Source organism: Kouleothrix sp. 19917 (assembly GCF_057073505.1).
In genome coordinates this window covers 581,486-598,919 of sequence record NZ_CP097099.1, presented here as the reverse complement: position 1 = coordinate 598,919, position 17,434 = coordinate 581,486, and the positions used below count along the sequence as shown (strand labels likewise).

Genomic DNA, 17,434 nt, shown 5'->3' with positions numbered 1-17,434 from the left:
AAAACGACGCACGACACACTATGAAAGGAGATTCATAGCGAGTCGTGCGTCATCTGTTTCAGGAAGCCAAGAATATTCTGGCTACTTGTCTCCTAACTCCTGACTCCTGCTCTAGCGCCGACGCCTGCGCAACTGCAGCGCCATCACCACCAGGCCCACAATTCCCGCCAGCAGCGCGATCAGCCAGCTTCGGCTCAGCAGAAAAACCACCAGAAAAGCAACGAGGCCCACTGCCACGCCAGCCAGCCCGGCGATCTCGGGCAGGGCGTGCTGTGGCGGCGCACCTTTCGCCTGCGCGCCTTCGGCAGCCCCGCCATAGCTCGATTGCGCCACGCCCGTGAGCGCGCCGCCCTGAAACACCGCCGGTGGCAGCGGCGCGCCCGGCACGGGCCGCTCGCGCACCTCGGCACGGAAAGCCGCCTGCCAGTCGGGGCTGCCGCCGGTTTTGCTCTGAAACAGGTAGAATGCGGCCCGCTGCACATAGGCCGGGTGCGCGGCGCTCAGCTCGATGATCTCGCGCGTTTCCCCGGGCGAAAAGCTCACGCCCGTACCGTCCAGGTAGGTTTCGGTCAGCAGGCGCACTTCGGTTTGCGCAAACGCGCCAAGTTTCAGCATTGCAAAGCGTTCGCTCAGCGGCGGCGCCGCGCCGCGCATGCCAACCACCAGCAGAAACTGCCCGCCGCGCACCACGCGCGCCAGCGCCTCGAGCAGCGCCGCGCCCCAGCCAGCCGCCAGCGCGGCCTGCGCGTTGTCGAGGCACACCAGCACCGGGTCATCCACTGCCACCAGCGCCAGCTCCAGCGCCGCCAGCGTGTCGCCGCGCTGCCCAAGCGAGCCAGCCAGCGTTTCGTAGATCTGCGCGGCGTCGGCGGCCAGCGCAATATCGAGGTAGTAGGCGCGCAGCTCGGGGGTTTCCAGGTTCACCGCCGCCGCCTGCGTCAGGTGCGTCAGCAGGGACGAAACGCCAATGCCTGGCGTGCCGCTGATCAGCACCGGCCGGCCCGCTTCGATCCGCTCAAAAATCAGGCCAAGCTCGCTCCAGCGCCCAACGAACCGCTCGGGACTGGTGATGCGCCCGCGCTCGGTAAATGGGTTGATTATTTCCATGTTGCTTCCTTCGGGTGGCCCGTCTGGCCACGGCGCTATTGTAGCGGCAGCGCCAGCCTTGCGCAATTGCGCGCTTTTTATCTGTCCTTCGACAGGCTCAGGAAGTTCGGCGGCAGGGTAAAACTAGAGCCGAGAGCAAAACGGTTGAGCCACACAGCGCACAGAGGCCGCCGAGGGTGATGGTTACAAACGCGGAGTCCGTTCGGCTGAGCGCAGAAAACGCACACATAGCAGTCTACTCCTGCCTGGTGTCTGCGGGTATGACGGAAAGTTCTGCACACAGCTTGTTTCACGCACTGCCCGCCCGTAAACGACCGGTCTGATCGTACAAAGCCTCTGCGAGGCTGGCGAGCAGCAGCCCTGCAAGGGCTTGGTGGCTTCAGCCCGACCGTTCACGGTCGGGTGAGCTGGTGAATGGAGCGTGGCGGCTTGTTTCCAGCGGCTTCAGCCCGCCCTGCAGAAATATCCGTCATACCCCTTGTCTCCTGACTCCTGACTCCTGACCCCCGACTCCTGCTATACTTTCGCGCAATGGATACGCTTGTCGTGAAGCTTCTGCGGCTGCTCCGCCCGCGCATTGGCTGGCTCCCATTCACGCTGGGGCTGGCGGCGTTGCTGTGCGCGGCGTCGGCGGCGGCCAGCGCCAAGCTGCCACTGCCGGCGGGTTCGTTCACCCTGGCCGCCGCGCTGGGCTTCACGATTGCGCTCCGTTTGGGCCGCCCGCCCGCCGCACCCTGGCCGAATCGCGCCTTTCGCGCCATGTGGGTCGCGGCCCTGCTGCTTGCGCTCCTCGCCACTGGCGCGCTGCTTGTCGTCCGCGCAGCCGATATCCTGCCGCCGCGTGGCCTGATTGCCGAAGATGCCGCTGCCTACCTGGCAGGGCTGTGGGCCGGCCTGCGCGGCGCGTCTGCGCCCACCCCCGAGATGCGCGCACTGCCGTTCCTGGCAACCGCACTTGCGCGCTTCTGGGGCAATCTGCTGGCCGCGCCTGCTGGCGGCGAGGCCGGGGCGCGCCTGATCGTGCTGGTGGGCGGGCTTGCCACGACATGGCTGGCCGCGCTCACCCTCGGCTGGGCGCTGGCCCGCGAGCGCGCCCTGCTGCCCTGGGGCATCCCAACCCTTGCCGCCGTCACCCTCACTGCCCTGCTCGGCGGCAGCAGTGGCGTTGAGGTCGCCTTTGCGCTGACACTCATCCTGCTGCTGCTGCTGGTGAATGCCGCCCGCCGCCGCGAGCGCCGCTGGGATGCGCGCGGTGCCGATTATTCCGACGAGCTGAGGCCCGATGCGATTGCCTGGGGCGCGTGCTGCGTCATGCTGGTGATTGTGCTGGCCGAGATCATCCCAACCACCGTCAGCAACCCGCTGGCCGATTTCTTCTGGCGCGATGTCGAGCTGCCTTCGGGCATGGCCGTGCTGGAGCGCAACATCCCGCGCCCGCAGCGCTCGGCGGCCCAGATCGGCATTTCGCAGCTGCCGGCCCTGCCATTGGGCGTGTCGCTTGAAAAAGCGCCGCCCAGCAAAGTCATTCTGCGCATCCATACGGGCACGCCGCTGCCGGCTGGCCCCTGGCCGCGCTACTGGCGCGCGCGCCTGTTCAACTTCTACACCAGCGCCGGCTGGACCACCAACGCCCGCATTGGCGATTTCACCACCGTGGCGCTCACGCCGGAAGACATGCCGGGGAGCGTTCTGGAAGAAATAGAAGACCTGCGCGACGATCGAACGATCGTCGTTGGGATGCCCGACATTGTCACAACCGACCTCGCCGCCAATGCCGAGCGGCTGCCCGACGGTTCGCTGGCGGCCCTCACCACGGTTGGCAGCGCCACCCGCTACCAAATCATTTCGCGCCCGCAGGAGCAGGCCATCCCGCCGCGCCTCGATTCGGCCCCGCCCGACATGAGCAGCTACCTCGCGCTGCCAAACGATTACTCGCAGCGCGTGCGCGACCTGGCGCAGGTGGTGGCGGGCGGGCGCGCTTCGGCCTACGAGCGGGCGCTCGCGCTGGAAGCCTACCTGCGCGGCCTGCCCTACGCCTATACGGTTCAGCCCATCCCCCCGCGCGGCGACGCCGTCGAGCAGTTTCTGTTCGACATGCGGCAGGGCTACTGCACCTACTACGCGTCGGCAATGGCGGTGATGGCGCGCAGCCTGGGCATCCCGGCGCGGCTGGCAATCGGCTACGCTACCGGCGAGTTCGACGCGGCCAGTAACACCTACCTGGTGCGCCAGGCCGACGCGCACGCCTGGGCCGAGCTGTATATCGACGGGCGCTGGCTGCCCTTCGAGCCAACGCCGATTCGCCCACTGCCGGCGCGCGGCGGCGGCGAGCCCGATTTCCCCACGCCCGTGCCAGTGGCCGCGCCGCCCGCTGAGGCACGCAACAGCACGAACGGCCCGTGGATCTGGGCTGGCGCGCTGGCGCTGGTGGCTGCGCTTTCTGCGGCGCTGTGGTGGCGTGGCCGCCCGCGCCAGCGCCCGCCGCTGGCACTCGACATTCAGGCGCAGCTTGAGCGCGGCGGCGCGCGCGCCGGTATTCCCTGGCCGCCCGGCGCAACACTGCGCGAGTATGGGCGGCTCCTTGCGCCCCAGGCCGGCGAGCCCCCTGCCCTCGACGAAATGACCGACCTGCTGGGCGCGGCGCGCTACAGCGGCCAGCCGCTCCCCGCCGCCCGCGAAAGCCGCCTGCGCGCCATTGCCGAGCGCGTGCTTGCGCGCCTCGCGCAGCTCCGGCGGCGCTAGCGCATTTTTGATTGTGCAGTTGCATCGTTCGGGCGTATTGCAATACGCCCTTGATGAGCAGGTTTACTCGCCGCGCAGCTTGCTATACACCGCAAGGTCGTGCCAGCCGCCGTTGCGCCACTGCGCCTTGCGCAGCACGCCATCGCGCTGGAAGCCAGCCTTCTCCAGCGCGCGCTGCTCGGGCGTGTTGGTGATGTCGGTCGATGCCTCGATGCGCATGACCGGGTAGGTGGCGAGCAGGTAGGCGGCTAGTAGCTGCTGCGCCTCGCTGCCGTAGCCGTGCCCGCGATGCTCGGGCGCAAGCGCAATGCCAATATTGTAGACGCGACTCCAGGCTCCCGGGCCATACGCCACATCGTGGTAGCTGACATCGCCCACCGCCGTGCCGTCGGGCAGCACCACCAGCAGTGTGCCATGCCGCTCGTTCAGTAGGCCATCGCCGGCCATGCGCTGCGTGTAGGCGTTCGGCGGCACCAGGCCAAAGAAGTTATACTCACTGGCGAATTCGGGGTCAACTGCCCAGGCGTCGAGCATCGGCAAGTCGGCCGGGCCAACCGTGCGCAGGTTGATGCGCGTTCCGCGAATCATTGTTTTCCTCTTTTCATCGTTATACGCTATGCGATTTAATTGTTCGCTCAGCGGGAGGTTTGGAGGGCCGGCAGGCCCTCCAAGAACTCTTATAGTGCCGGTCTCGGCCACTTGCGTGGCCGAGACCGGCACTATAAAAGAGTTGCGAGGGAGGCTTTGCCTCCCTCGCGCTCCCACGATAAAGAAGCTCAATCACAAAGGCTGTGCCGGATCGCGCGTGGCGATCCGGCACAGCCCTGACATTATCCGGCGTTGCGCCGGCCCGTGCTACTTGTCGCGGGTCGAGTCGCCCAGCGCAGCCTGCGCCGCCGCAAGGCGGGCGATTGGCACGCGGTAGGGGCTGCACGACACGTAGTTGAGGCCAACCTTGTGGCAGAACATCACGCTGCTCGGCTCGCCGCCGTGCTCGCCGCAGATGCCGACCTTCAGGTTGCTGCGTGTGCTGCGGCCGCGCTCGGTGCCCATCTGCACAAGCTGGCCAACGCCATCCTGATCGAGCACCTGGAATGGGTCGTCCTTCAGCAGCTTGCGCTCAACATATGCGGGCAAGAAGCGCCCGGCATCGTCGCGGCTCAGGCCAAAGGTCGTCTGCGTCAGGTCGTTGGTGCCGAACGAGAAGAACTGCGCCTCGGTGGCGATCTTGTCGGCAGTCAGCGCAGCGCGCGGCAGCTCGATCATCGTGCCGATCATATATTCGATCTGCTCGCCAGTCGCGGCGATCACCTCAGCGGCGACGCCACGCACCAGATCGGCCTGCGCTTTGAGCTCGGTTACGTCGTTCACCAGCGGGATCATAACCTCGGGATGCACTTTGATGCCGCGCTTCTGAACCGCCGCCGCAGCCTGGAAGATCGCTCGCGCCTGCATTTCGGTGATTTCGGGGTACATGATGCCAAGCCGGCAGCCGCGGAAGCCCAGCATCGGGTTGGACTCGCGCAAGTTCTCGATGGTGGCGTGCAGCTTCTTCGAGTCAATGCCCATCTTGGCCGCCAGATCATCGATCTCAGCGTCGCCGTGCGGCAGGAATTCGTGCAGCGGCGGGTCGAGCGTGCGGATGGTGACGGGGAAGCCATCCATCGCCTCGAAAATGCCCTCGAAGTCGCTCTGCTGCAGCGGCAGAATTTTGGCTAGCGCAGCCTTACGCGCATCGAGCGACTCAGCCACGATCATCTCGCGCACCGCGTCGATGCGGTCGCCCTCGAAGAACATGTGCTCAGTGCGGCACAGGCCGATGCCCTCGGCACCAAAGCTGCGGGCCACCTGCGCATCGTGCGGGGTGTCGGCGTTGGTGCGCACGCCCAGCTTGCGGTACGTATCGGCCCAGCTCATGAACTCAGCGAAATCGCCGGTCAGGGTTGGCTCCGAGGTTGGTAGCTGGCCAGCGAACACTTCGCCAGTGCTGCCGTCGAGCGAGATCGAGTCGCCGTGCTTGATCGTCTGGCCGTTCGCGGTGAACTCGCCGGCCTTGTAGTCGATCTTCAGCTCACCGGCACCGGCCACGCAGGGCTTGCCCATGCCACGCGCCACCACGGCCGCGTGCGAGGTCATACCGCCACGTGCGGTGAGGATGGCCTGCGCCGCAACCATGCCGTGGAAGTCTTCCGGCGCGGTCTCGGTGCGCACCAGAATGACCTTCGCGCCATTCTTGGCAAGCTCCTCGGCCTCGTCGGGGTCGAACACCACCGTGCCGCTGGCCGCGCCCGGCGAGGCCGGCAGGCCAGTGGTCAGGTACGAACCCGCCTTGCGCGCGGCGGCCTTCGAGTCATCTTTAATCGTCGGGTGCAGCAACTGGTCGAGCGCGGCCGGCTCCACCCGCTCAACTGCGGTTTTCTCGTCGATCACACCCTCGTGCACCAGATCGACCGCAATCTTCACAGCGGCCGCGCCGGTGCGCTTGCCATTGCGCGTCTGCAGCATCCAGAGCTTACCCTTCTCGATGGTAAACTCCATGTCCTGCACGTCTTTGTAGTGGCCTTCAAGCTGCTTGGCGATCGCGGCGAACTGGTCGTACACCACGCCCATCTCGGCCTGCAGCTCGGAGATCGGGCGCGGGGTGCGAACGCCGGCCACCACATCTTCGCCCTGCGCATTGACGAGGTACTCGCCATACAGCGCCGAGTCGCCGGTCGAGGGGTTGCGGCTGAACGCCACGCCGGTGGCGCTGTCGTTGCCCATGTTGCCGAACACCATCGCCTGCACGTTCACGCCGGTGCCGAGGTTGTCGGCAATCTTGTTCAGGCGGCGGTAGTCGATTGCGCGGCGGCCCATCCACGAGCTGAACACCGCACCAATCGCGTAGCGCAGCTGCTCGTAGGGGTCGGTCGGGAAGTCGACGCCAGCATCCTGCTTGATGATCTGCTTGAACTGCTCGGTGATCTCGGTCAGCTCGTCGGCGCTGAGATCGGTATCCTGGCGGGTATCGCCCTTGGCCACGTTCAGCACATGCTCGAACTTCTCGCCCTCGACGCCCAGCACGATCTTGCCGAACAGCTGCACAAAGCGGCGGTAGGCGTCGGCGGCAAAGCGCGGGTTGTCAGTCAGCTTGGCCAGGCCGGCCAGCGTCTCGGGGTTGAGGCCGAGGTTCAGCACGGTGTCCATCATGCCCGGCATCGAGAACTTCGCGCCCGAGCGCACCGACACCAGCAGCGGGTTCGACGGGTCGCCAAACTTCTTGCCGGTCTTGGCCTCGACATCCTTCATCGCCTCGGTCACCTGCTCCCACAGCCCATCGGGGAACTGCTTGTTGTTGTCGTAGTAGCTGTTGCAGGCTTCGGTGGTGATGGTAAAGCCAGGCGGCACCGGCACGCCCGATTTCGTCATTTCGGCAACGCCGGCGCCTTTGCCGCCCAGCAGGTCGCGCATGCTGGAGTCGCCTTCGCTAAACAGGTAGACCCACTTCTTGGACATCGAAACACTCCTCCTAATTGTGTGGTAGCGTTTGTGCCAGCAGGAAAGGCTTTACAGCCGCAGCCTGCCGCCTCACGCCCGAATCTCAAGGTGCGCATCAACCCACGCGCCCAGCGCGCCGTCGCGCAGTTGCCCGCGCGCAATGCCGCTGGTGAATGCCCGCAGCTCGGGCTCGCTCGCCGCCAGCCGCGCACCATTCCGCTCGGCAAACAGGCGAAGCGCGGCGGCTGCAATGCGCTTGTTGCCATCCCAGAACGGGTGGTTTTGCACCAGCGCATACACCAGCGCGCCAGCTTTATCGGCCAGGGTCGGAAACAGCTCGGCGCCAAAGGCCGAGCGACGCGGCGCGGCCAGCGCCGACATCAGGCCGTCCATGGTATGAATTTCGTAGCGGTCGCCATCGCCATAGGCCGCCCGCGCCTGCACCAGCGTTTCGCGAATCGCCAGAATATCGTCGAGCGTCAGGTACTCCATACCATTGTGCCGTGGAAGCGTGCAGGTGTGCGTTACAATCCGGCGCACCTAACGCGCACAAGCTACAACTCAGCGCTGTGCCGCGCCACCCAATCGGCCAGCTCGGCGTGGCGCATGTCGCCGCGCGCCAGTGCCATAATCGCTTCGTAGGCGTCGTCGTTGCTGGCGGCCAGGCGCGCGCCATTCTGCCGCAGAAAGACATCCAGCGCCACCAGTGCCACGCGCTTGTTGCCATCCGAGAACGGGTGCGCCCGCGCAATGCCCAGGCACAGCGCGGCGGCTTGCGCGCTCCGGTCGGCATAGATCGCTTCGCCGAACATGCTGGCCTGCGGCGCGGCGGCTGCTGCTTCCAGCCGGCCAAAACCCGCCTCGGTAATGCCGCGCATCCCGCCAAAGGTCGTCAGCAGCAGCTCGTGAATAGCGATCAGGTCGGCCGGCGAAAGATAATTCATTCCAGGTTTGCCAGGTTTGAATGCTGAGTGAGCATGTTTCAAACTCAAAACTCAGCTCTCAAAATTCAAAACTACTATGTAAGGTTCATCAGCGCGTCGCGGTATTGCGCCAGCGTCACCTGCGCGCGGGCCAGCAGCTCGGGCGCAACATCGGGCAGCGGGCGCAGCAAGACGCGCTGGTCATCCAGCCGTTCCACAGTAAAAACAACGGCGGGTTGCAGCGCAAGCCAGGTACGAATGGCTTCCGGCAACTCCGCCGTCGGTATCGCAATATCATGCATGGTACAAACCTGTGATTGGTCGCTCCGGGCGATGCAGCAGCGCCGCGGTACGATGCAGCGCGCCCGCCTCAGGGCAACAGGCGGTACTATACCGCGCTTTGGGGGTGGTGTCAACGGCGGCGGGTGCGCCGCAGCAGCGCGTCGGTGAGGGCGGGCAGGGCTTGCGCCAGCCACACTGGCAGGGCATAGTAGCCCGGCACAAACACCTCGCGGCGCGGCCGGGTAATGGCGCGGGCAACGGCGCGAGCCACCAGCTCGGGGCCGGGCAGGGGGAAACGCATATCGGCGGTCATGCTGGTGCGCACAAAGCCAGGCGACACCAGGCTTACGCTCACGCCACGGTGCGCGACCTCGCGGCGCAGGCCGTCGGCAAAGCCGCGCAGGCCGAACTTCGAGGCGCCATACACTGCCGAGGTCGGCACCGCTATGCGGCCCGCCACCGAGCCGATCAGCACAATCGCGCCGCTGCCGCGCGTGAGCATGCCGGGAAGCAGCATGCGCGCCAGCTCAATCGGCGCAATCAGGTTGGTGCCAATGGTGTTGGCGGCGGTGTCGGCGGGCATGCGCGCCACTACGCCGCCGCCGCCAATGCCCGCGTTCAGCACCAGCACATCCACGCGGCCATAGCGCGCCAGCACCGCGTCGACCATATTCTGCAAATCGGGCAGGCTGCGCATGTCGGCAGGCACGGCCAGGGCCGGCGCGCCGGTTTGCGCAAGCTCGGCAGCCAGCTCTTCCAGCGGCGCGACCGAGCGCGCGGCCAGCGCCAGCGCATAGCCGCGCCGGGCCAGCTCGCGCGCGGTCGCCGCGCCAATGCCCCGCGATGCGCCCGTGATCAGCGCAACAGGTTGCTCGGCTACGGGCATGGGCTAGATCGCCCGCATCTGCGCCACCAGCGCCTCGGCGGCTGCCTCGGCCAGCGGCACAAGCGGCGCGCGCGGCGAGGAGGGCGGCAGATCGGCCAGCTGCGGCAGCGCGGCCTTGAGCGACGGGATCGCGCCGTGCTGCTTGAGCGTATCACTCAGCGCGGCCACGCGGCGCTGCGCCCCGGCCACATCGCCGCCCGACTGGTGGGCGTCGATGATCGCGCGCATCTCGCGTGGGAAGGCGTTGGCCAGCGCAAAAATGCCGCCCGCCGCGCCATCGGCCAGTGCGCGGGCCAGCAGCGGTGCGCCGCCGGTGAAGATCTTGAGCTGCGGGAAGCGGTCGAGCAGCATGGCTGTGTGGTCGCCATCGCCGCCGCTGTCCTTCAGGCCGTAGATCGCGCCGGGGTGGCTTTCGAGCAGGCCGGCGATCACAGCGGCGGGAATGGCGATCTGGCTCACTGGCGGAATGTGGTAGAGCATGATCTTTCCGCCCGCTGGCAGCGCATCGCAGACGGCGCGGTAGAAGGCCAGCAAACCGGCGTCGGAGGGATTCTTGAAGTAGTAGGGCGGGATCACCAGCGCCGCGTCTGCCCCCTGCTCAAGCGCATAGCGCGTGGCCTCAATCGTTTCGGGCAGCGCCACGCAGCCGGTGCCGGCGATCACGCGCAGCTTGCCCCGGTTCTTCAGCACCGTGTCGATCACTGCCTTGCGCTCGCTCAAGCCGAGCGACGGACCTTCGCCGGTGGTGCCGCACGGCACAACGCCATCCGCGCCGTTGGCTTCCAGCCAGCGCAGGTGCTTGGGAATCCATTCGTGGTCGACGTCGCCGGTGGGCGAGGTGAAGGGCGTCAGGCTGGCCGCAAATAATTCTGGCATGGCTCCATCCTTTGCTTGCTGTCGGTGGCGGCATTATACCAAATGGTTGCGCGGGCAGGTTTCAGGATTCAGCAGTCAGGATTCAGGAGAATTTTGGCTTGTGAACGATTGCCTCACACCAAAGCAAGCCAGATTGGTAGAAATCTGCTCGAACCAACGCATGTTCCTTTCCAGTGAGCGCGCATTTCGTTCCAACGAGGCTGCATTTCGTTCCAGTGAGCGCGTGTTTCTTTGCAACGAGACCGCGTTCCTTTCCAGTGAGCGCGCATTCCTTTCCAACGACACCGCATTGCTTTCCAGTGAGCGCGTGTTCCTTTCCAACGACACCGTGTTCCCTTCCAGTGAGCGCGCATTCCCTTCCAATGAGCCTTCACTTCTTTCCAGGCGCGGCGCGTACTGGCCCTTGTGGCCTTCGCTGCTACGGTGTATCGAAGCATCCTGCTCTCGGTTCTCCGCCCTTCGTTCCCCGCCTTTCGTGCCTTCGTGCCTTCGTGGCAACGATCCCAGGCGGCCTTATTTGCAGGCTATTACCACGCGCTCAGGCGCACGCCGCCCGGCGCGAGCAGACCGCATTCCACCAGCACCAGCTCGCTGAACAGCGCATTGGCCCACGCAAACCACGAGCGCGTGAACTGCGCGGGGTCGTCGGCATGGAAGCCTTCGTGCATCAGGAAGGTGCCGGCGTCGGTGCGCTCCAGCACGGCCAGCAACGCCGTGCGCTCGGCCGGGTCGCTGGCGGTCAGGCCCTGCATTGCCAGCCCAAGCGGCCAGATATAGGGCGCGGGCGTGTGCGGGCTGCCAATGCCGGTGGCGGCACTTCCGCTAAAGAAGAATGGATTCGCTTCGCTCAGCGCCCAGCGGCGCGTGTTCTGGTAGGTTGGGGCGTCGGCGGCGCAGAAGCCGAGGTAGGGGGCGGAAAGCAGGCTCGGCACGCCAGCGTCGTCCATCAGCACATAGTTGCCGAAGCCATCGGTTTCGTAGGCGTAGATCGTGCCAAAGTCGGGGTGCTGCGTGGTCGCGTAGCGGCGCAGGCCGTCTTCGACCTCGGCGCGCATCGTCTCCGCATCGGCGGCTAACTCCGCGTCAGCGAGCGGGCCAGTGGCGATCTCGGCCAGGTAGCCCAGCGCGACGGCTGCAAACATATTCGCGGGAATAAACAAACCTAGCTCGCAGGCATCGTCGCTGGGGCGAAAACCCGACCAGATCATGCCGGTTTCGGCCACGGGTGCGCCGCGCCCGTCATGCGTCAGCGTGTCGGTTGGCGGGCAGTTACTGCGCTGGAATGTATAGGTCGACTCGGTAGCGCGGTGCTGCTCGCGGGCGAAGAGCGCCATAATCGTGTGCGCGGCGCGCGCAAACTCAGCGTCGAAATGATCGGTGCGCCCGGTGGCCTGCCAGAACAGCCACGCCAGCTGCAGCACAAAGCACAGTGAATCCAGCTCGTACTTGCGCTCCCACACCTGCGGGTGGATGGCGATGTCGCTCTGGTCTGCGGCGCTGTAGTGCGCGTCGTTTGGCGCTTCGTTGAAGGCGTTGGCATAGGGGTCGAGCAGCACAAAGGCCACCTGGCGACGAATCACGCCCGCAATCATGTCGGCCAGCGCGGCGTCGTGCGCGGCCAGCGCAAGGTAGGGCCGCAGCTGGCAGGCCGAATCGCGCAGCCACATTGCCGGAATGTCGCCCGTTATCACAAAGGTCGTGCCGTCGGGCTGCGGGCGCAGGGTTGTTTCGTAAGTGTTAGCGAAGCAGCGCGCAAACATGGCCGCGAGCTTCGGGCGGTCGGGCAGGCGCGCGGCCACCAGCTCGTTGAGGTGGCGAAACGATTCGGGCAGGGGCGTGCTCATTGCAATCGGCTTTCTGGTAAACGCAAAAGTGCGCGAAGGTCGGCGGCCCGATCTTCGCGCACTTCCGCTGGTCTGTCAAAAGACCTAGCTTCTAGATAACCACCAAGACACCAAGGCACCAAGATTTTAGCATTCCAGCGCACTTGGTGTCTTGGTGTCTTGGTGGCAGATGGTCCTGCTGAACTCGGAGAATTGCGTTCAATCTTTCGGCGCAAAGGTCGCCAGCAACGCCCCGGCCTCGACAATCTGGCCAGCCTGGGCGCGCACCTCGGCAATCGTGCCAGTGTGCGGGGCGGTGATCTCGTTCTCCATCTTCATCGCCTCGATCAGGAACAGCACCTGCCCGGCCTCGACCTGCTGGCCCGGCTCGGCCTTCACCGCCAGCACCACGCCCTGGATCGAGCTGACCACACCATCGGCAGCGGCGGGCTTGGGCGCGCTGGCCGTTCGGCGCGCCGCCGGGCGCGGGCTGGCGCCGTTCGTTGCCACGGCGGCGGGCGCACCAGTTTCGGCCACGCGCACATCGAAGCGGCGGCCATTCACCTCGACGGTGAAAGTGCGCAGCTCGGCGGGCGTGGCACCGTCGGCGGGAGCGGCGGGTGCGCCACTGACAAGCGCAGCAAGCTGGTCGTTCAGGTAGCGCGGAATGAAGTTCACCGTCACATCGCCGGCCTGAAAGGCAGGATGCGCCAGCGCAATCTGGTGGAAGGGAATAGTCGTCGCCATGCCACCCACGCGATAATCGGCCAGCGCGCGACGCATGCGGCCAATCGCCTCGGCGCGGCTTGCGCCCCACGTCACCAGCTTGGCGATCATCGAGTCGTAGTACTGCGGGATGGTATAGCCCGGTCGCACGCCGCTGTCGATCCGCACGCCATAGCCGGTTGGTTCCTGATACTCCCTCAGGGTGCCAAGCGAAGGCCGAAAGCCGTGCGCGGGGTCTTCGGCGTTGATGCGACACTCGATTGCGTGGCCGCGCCACGTCACCTGCTCCTGCGTGAGCCAGAGCTGCTCGCCCTGCGCGACGCGAATCTGCGCCTGCACCAGATCGACGCCGGTGACCATTTCGGTGACGGTGTGTTCGACCTGGATGCGCGTGTTCATTTCCAGAAAATAAAACTGGCCGTTCTGAAACAGAAACTCCAGCGTGCCCGCGCCAACATAGCCCACCGACTTCGTGAGCGCCACCGCCGCCGCGCCCATGCGCGCGCGCAGCTCGGGCGTAAGCACATGCGCCGGGCATTCCTCGATCAGCTTCTGGTGGCGGCGCTGCACCGAGCAGTCGCGCTCGCCGAGATGAATGGCGTTGCCGTGCGTGTCGGCCAGCACCTGAATCTCGATGTGGCGCGGGTCGTCGAGATACTTTTCGACATACAGCTCAGGGTTTTTGAAGGCCGACTCGGCCTCGCGGCGGGCGCTTTCAAAGGCTGCGGGTATTTCGCCAGCGGCGCGCACCACGCGCAGGCCGCGCCCGCCGCCGCCGCCCACCGCCTTGATCGCCACCGGGTAGCCGAACTCCTCAGCCAGCACCACAACCGCGTCCGGGCTTTCGACTGGCTCGAGCGTGCCGGGCACCAGCGGCACGCCCGCGTGGGTGGCCTCGCGGCGGGCTGCAACCTTGCCGCCCATGCGATCCATCGCCTCGGGCGGCGGGCCAATAAACACCAGGCCGGCGGCGGCGCAGGCGCGCGCAAAGCCAGCATTTTCGGCCAGGAAACCATAGCCGGGGTGTACCGCCCCCGCGCCAGCGGCGCGCGCCGCCGCCACAATCGCGTCGGCGTCGAGGTAGCTTTGCGGCGCGGGCGGCGGGCCAATCAGAAAAGCCGCGTCGGCGTAGCGCACGTGCGGCGCATCGCGATCGGCCTCGCTGTACACAGCAACGGTGCGCAGGCCCAGCTCTTTGCAGGCGCGCATCACCCGCAGGGCGATCTCGCCGCGGTTCGCAATCAGCACAGTGTCAAACATGCACATAAATCCGTAATGCCGCCGGCAATAGCACGGGCGGGCAGCGAGCTACAAACCAACAATGCCGCTGCTCCAGCGCTCGGCGCGGCGCGCGCGCTCGGCCTCGGCCCAGCGTGGCGCGGGCGTGAGTGGTGGCGGCAAGCCCTGCGCGGCCTGGCGGCTGGCCGCCGCCCAGATCGAAGCGCGCGGGCCAGCGGCCGCAAGCTCGCCGGGCGCGCCAGCATCATACGCGGCCAGCGCCGCCATGATCGCCGCAACCGTATCGTCGTCGGGCGTGGGGGAAATTTCGATCTTCATAGCATACGCATTATACGCCATCTCCTTCGGCGGCATGGCGGGGCGGCCTGCTGCCACTCTAGCGCGGCAAAGTTACAAGCGGGGAACAAATTTGACTCGGCGGTGCGTGGCGCTACAATAGCGCAACACGCCGCGATTGGCACACGACTTGCATGGGGAAATGCCAGGAATTGCATACGCGCAAATTTCCATTCAGCACACGAAAGGAATGGTGATATGAGCCAGGACAAGAACGATCTGGTGTTGCTGGGCGGGCTGTTTCTCGGGGCAATGGTGGGCGCTGCGGCGGCAACGCTGCTGGTGCCGCGCAGCGGGGCCGAAACACGCGAGCAGATCAGCGAGCGCGGCGTTGAGCTCAAGCAGCGCGCCGACGACGCCGTGCAGCGCGCCCAGCAGATCGCCTCCGACGCGGTAGCAAAAGTGCAGGTAAGCGCGCAGGATATGCTTGGCAGCGCGCGCCCGACTAACACCAGCGGCGAGGGTATCTGATGCGACTGCGTATCTTCCTAATCGGTGTGGCGTGCGGGCTGCTGCTCGCGCCGCGCAGTGGCCGCGAAACGTGGGCGTGGCTGCGCAACCGGCTGGCCGCCACCATCGACGCCGCACTGAGCATTGGCACAGGCGCGTAGGGCTGCGTGAGTTTACAAAGCCTCTTAAATTGTGTGCATACTTGGCGCACCCTTCGATACGCGCTTCGCGCACTCAGGATGCGCTTGTGCATTTCAGCACGGCAGCAAACTCAATATCTTCCTAAAACCTTGGTGCCTTGGTGTCCTGGTGGTACACGTTCCCTGCGAGCTTAGAGTAAAAGCACGACCTCTAACACGGTTCTAATGCCGTAAACGCGCCTCTGGTGCTATACTGTCCATGCCACGATGTGTGGCTTGTTGCGGGAGGATGCGATGCCATTCCTATTCTTTAACTTTCAATATCTGATATTCATGCTGCCCGCGATTGGGCTGGCGCTGTTTGCGCAGTGGAAGGTCAAATCGACCTACCAGAAATACTCGCAAGTGCGCAATATGCAGAACATGACCGGCGCCGACGTTGCGCGCGTGCTGATGCGCAACGAGGGCCTGGAGTATGTGCAGGTCGAAATGATCCCCGGCGACCTGACCGACCACTACGACCCGCGTGGCAAAGTCATGCGCCTCTCGGCCGGCTCGTCGCAAACGCCATCGGTGGCGGCAATGGCGGTGGTCGCGCACGAGCTGGGCCACGCCCTGCAAGACAAGCAAGGCTACTTCTGGCTGCAATTGCGCTCGGGCATTGTCGGCATTGCCAATATCGGCTCGAGCTTCGGCACCATTCTGGTCTTCATCGGCCTGATGTTTGGCGCGGCAGCCGGGCGGGGCGGCAACCTGGGCTTCACCATTGCCGTCGTGGGCCTGATCCTGATGAGCGCTGCCGTCTTTTTCTCGCTGATTACGCTGCCGGTGGAGCTGAATGCCAGTTCGCGGGCACGCGAAATGCTTATGCGTAATGGGCTCGTCACCACGCAAGAAGCGCAGGGCGTCAGCTCGATGCTGAACGCTGCCGCGCTGACGTATATTGCCGGCGCGGCGCAGGCTGTGCTGCAACTGCTCTACTTCGCGACGATCATTTTTGGCGGGCGGCGACGCAGTTAACACGCAGTATGATGGGGAGGACTTCATGGACGACGATACCAAGCGGCGGCTGGTATATGGCATTCTGAGCCTGGTGCTGAGCGCGCTCGCGACGCGGCTGGCCTTGTTCCTGACGAACAAGCTGCTGGGCGAGCCCGACGAAGGCACGCTGGTCGGGTAGCTTGCACCGAAATTTCCGAACATACAAACGCCGCTGGCGAGCGCCAGCGGCGTTTGTGTTGACGCAATCGTGCTACACGCCCGGCTCGGCTGGCGCAGAATTGGCGCTCAGCTGCAACTGCACCATCCGCTCGCGGTAGAAACCCCAGTACTCTGCCGGCAGCAGCTCGGCGAGGCTCAGCATCATCGTCTCGGTCAGCTCGTTCATGCGATCCCACGGAATTTTGCCGTTCGGCGCGCTCATATAAAACGGCTTGCCGATCTTAACATGAATAGGCTTGCGCAGTGCCGCGCCCTTCAGGCCATTCTCAGTGCCCCAGATTGCGATCGGCACAATCGGCACCCCTGTGCGCACTGCCAGCCGCACCGCGCCGCCACGCCCTTCGAGCAGGCCGCCCTCGCGGCTGCGATGGCCTTCGGGGAAGACGACCAGCACGCCGCCCTCGCGCAGCGCCGTTTCAGACGCATCCATTGCGGCGGTGTCGCGCTTGCCACGCTTGATTGGGATCACCTGCATCTCGCGCAGCCACCACGTGATCGCGCGGTTGAGGAACATCTCGATCTTGGCGATCCACCACGGGCGGTGCGAAAGCGGCAGCGACGCCCCCAGAATGTGAATATCGGTCCAGTTAAGGTGATTCACTGCGAGGATCATGCCCTGGCCGCGTGGCGGGAGGTTTTCCTTGCCCTCGACCTTCCAGTTCCACCAGATCAGCCGCGCAATATTCAGCGGCAGCCACAGGCAGAAGTACATAAACGCCCCGAGCATGCTTTCCTCGCTTTGTTTCACTCACCCGCGCACGGGCGCTATGGTGCAACGCCCAGCCGCAAACTGTACACAAGGTGCCCGCCCAGCCAGCCATCGAGCACCAGCAGCGCCACGCCCAGGCCCAAGCGCGCAAGGTAGCCTTGCCGCGCCTGCGCATTGTCGAGAATGCCGGGTGTGCGGCGGCGCATTTGCCAGGCCTGCCAGTACACCACCAGAATCGCCGCGCCAACCAGTGCGTGTGCATTCACCCAGGCGAGCGTATTGCCCTGCACGCCTGCGCCAAGCACAACGCGCGCTGCGTCGAAGACGCCCAGGGCCACCGCCAGCAGCGCGCCCAGCCAGCCGAGCCACAGGCAGTGAAACGCGCTTGTTTCGTATGCGCGATCGCCGCGCCGTAAATACAGCGCGGTGAGGGCAGCATTGCCCAGCAGCAGCCCAATCGGCAGATGCACAGTCAGCGGGTGGAATGGGTACATACC

General features: G+C 65.6%; 18 protein-coding genes. 5 read left to right on the top strand and 13 right to left on the bottom strand.

Annotation, left to right across the window (positions count from 1 at the left end; genetic code table 11):
- Window positions 1–111: 111 nt before the first annotated feature.
- Window positions 112–1,107, bottom strand: coding sequence for an AAA family ATPase (locus M1P90_RS02480; RefSeq protein ID WP_483701074.1), 996 nt, complete (start codon window positions 1,105–1,107; stop codon window positions 112–114).
- 546 nt (window positions 1,108–1,653) lie between these two features.
- Between M1P90_RS02480 and M1P90_RS02475 the strand changes: the two genes are divergently transcribed.
- Window positions 1,654–3,849 carry a DUF4129 domain-containing transglutaminase family protein gene (locus M1P90_RS02475; RefSeq protein WP_483701073.1) on the top strand — a complete coding sequence of 732 codons (2,196 nt, stop codon included), beginning with the start codon at window positions 1,654–1,656 and terminating at the stop codon, window positions 3,847–3,849.
- 63 nt (window positions 3,850–3,912) lie between these two features.
- On the opposite strand, the gene M1P90_RS02470 is transcribed toward M1P90_RS02475, so the two are convergent.
- The 10 genes from M1P90_RS02470 to M1P90_RS02425 form a co-directional block, all read right to left on the bottom strand.
- The gene (locus M1P90_RS02470) at window positions 3,913–4,437 is read right to left on the bottom strand and encodes a GNAT family N-acetyltransferase (protein ID WP_483701072.1); all 525 of its coding nucleotides are present in this window, start codon (window positions 4,435–4,437) and stop codon (window positions 3,913–3,915) included.
- Window positions 4,438–4,704: 267 nt separating this feature from the next.
- The gene (gene ppdK / locus M1P90_RS02465) at window positions 4,705–7,344 is read right to left on the bottom strand and encodes a pyruvate, phosphate dikinase (RefSeq protein WP_483701071.1); all 2,640 of its coding nucleotides are present in this window, start codon (window positions 7,342–7,344) and stop codon (window positions 4,705–4,707) included.
- Between the two features lie 72 nt (window positions 7,345–7,416).
- Window positions 7,417–7,818: a type II toxin-antitoxin system death-on-curing family toxin gene (locus M1P90_RS02460; protein ID WP_483701070.1), complete on the bottom strand. Its 402-nt coding sequence runs from the start codon at window positions 7,816–7,818 to the stop codon at window positions 7,417–7,419.
- A 62-nt stretch (window positions 7,819–7,880) separates the two neighbouring features.
- On the bottom strand, window positions 7,881–8,270 hold the full coding sequence (locus M1P90_RS02455) for a type II toxin-antitoxin system death-on-curing family toxin (RefSeq protein WP_483701069.1): 390 nt from the start codon (window positions 8,268–8,270) through the stop codon (window positions 7,881–7,883).
- 74 nt (window positions 8,271–8,344) lie between these two features.
- Window positions 8,345–8,551, bottom strand: a complete 207-nt coding sequence (locus tag M1P90_RS02450; RefSeq protein ID WP_483701068.1) for a hypothetical protein — start codon at window positions 8,549–8,551, stop codon at window positions 8,345–8,347.
- A 110-nt stretch (window positions 8,552–8,661) separates the two neighbouring features.
- Window positions 8,662–9,417, bottom strand: a complete 756-nt coding sequence (locus tag M1P90_RS02445; protein WP_483701067.1) for an SDR family NAD(P)-dependent oxidoreductase — start codon at window positions 9,415–9,417, stop codon at window positions 8,662–8,664.
- 3 nt (window positions 9,418–9,420) lie between these two features.
- Window positions 9,421–10,293 carry a dihydrodipicolinate synthase family protein gene (locus tag M1P90_RS02440; RefSeq protein WP_483701066.1) on the bottom strand — a complete coding sequence of 291 codons (873 nt, stop codon included), beginning with the start codon at window positions 10,291–10,293 and terminating at the stop codon, window positions 9,421–9,423.
- Window positions 10,294–10,820: 527 nt separating this feature from the next.
- Window positions 10,821–12,137, bottom strand: a complete 1,317-nt coding sequence (locus tag M1P90_RS02435) for a glycoside hydrolase family 125 protein (RefSeq protein ID WP_483701065.1) — start codon at window positions 12,135–12,137, stop codon at window positions 10,821–10,823.
- A 198-nt stretch (window positions 12,138–12,335) separates the two neighbouring features.
- The gene (gene accC, locus M1P90_RS02430; RefSeq protein WP_483701064.1) at window positions 12,336–14,102 is read right to left on the bottom strand and encodes an acetyl-CoA carboxylase biotin carboxylase subunit; all 1,767 of its coding nucleotides are present in this window, start codon (window positions 14,100–14,102) and stop codon (window positions 12,336–12,338) included.
- A 48-nt stretch (window positions 14,103–14,150) separates the two neighbouring features.
- The gene (locus tag M1P90_RS02425) at window positions 14,151–14,399 is read right to left on the bottom strand and encodes a hypothetical protein (protein WP_483701063.1); all 249 of its coding nucleotides are present in this window, start codon (window positions 14,397–14,399) and stop codon (window positions 14,151–14,153) included.
- A 216-nt stretch (window positions 14,400–14,615) separates the two neighbouring features.
- Here M1P90_RS02425 and M1P90_RS02420 point away from each other — a divergent pair, with 216 nt between their 5' ends.
- From M1P90_RS02420 to M1P90_RS02405, 4 genes are all read left to right on the top strand, one after another.
- Window positions 14,616–14,888, top strand: coding sequence for a YtxH domain-containing protein (locus M1P90_RS02420; protein ID WP_483701062.1), 273 nt, complete (start codon window positions 14,616–14,618; stop codon window positions 14,886–14,888).
- A complete protein-coding gene (locus M1P90_RS02415; RefSeq protein WP_483701061.1) occupies window positions 14,888–15,028 on the top strand; it encodes a hypothetical protein in 141 nt (46 codons plus the stop codon). Before M1P90_RS02420 ends, M1P90_RS02415 begins: the two co-directional genes overlap by 1 nt.
- A gap of 273 nt (window positions 15,029–15,301) precedes the next feature.
- A complete protein-coding gene (locus M1P90_RS02410) occupies window positions 15,302–16,027 on the top strand; it encodes a zinc metallopeptidase (RefSeq protein ID WP_483701060.1) in 726 nt (241 codons plus the stop codon).
- A 25-nt stretch (window positions 16,028–16,052) separates the two neighbouring features.
- Complete coding sequence (locus tag M1P90_RS02405; protein ID WP_483701059.1) at window positions 16,053–16,187, top strand: hypothetical protein; 135 nt, start codon at window positions 16,053–16,055, stop codon at window positions 16,185–16,187.
- Window positions 16,188–16,259: 72 nt separating this feature from the next.
- On the opposite strand, the gene M1P90_RS02400 is transcribed toward M1P90_RS02405, so the two are convergent.
- The gene (locus M1P90_RS02400; RefSeq protein ID WP_483701058.1) at window positions 16,260–16,955 is read right to left on the bottom strand and encodes a lysophospholipid acyltransferase family protein; all 696 of its coding nucleotides are present in this window, start codon (window positions 16,953–16,955) and stop codon (window positions 16,260–16,262) included.
- A 38-nt stretch (window positions 16,956–16,993) separates the two neighbouring features.
- Window positions 16,994–17,431: a DUF2231 domain-containing protein gene (locus M1P90_RS02395; RefSeq protein ID WP_483701057.1), complete on the bottom strand. Its 438-nt coding sequence runs from the start codon at window positions 17,429–17,431 to the stop codon at window positions 16,994–16,996.
- Between the last annotated feature and the right edge of the window lie 3 nt (window positions 17,432–17,434).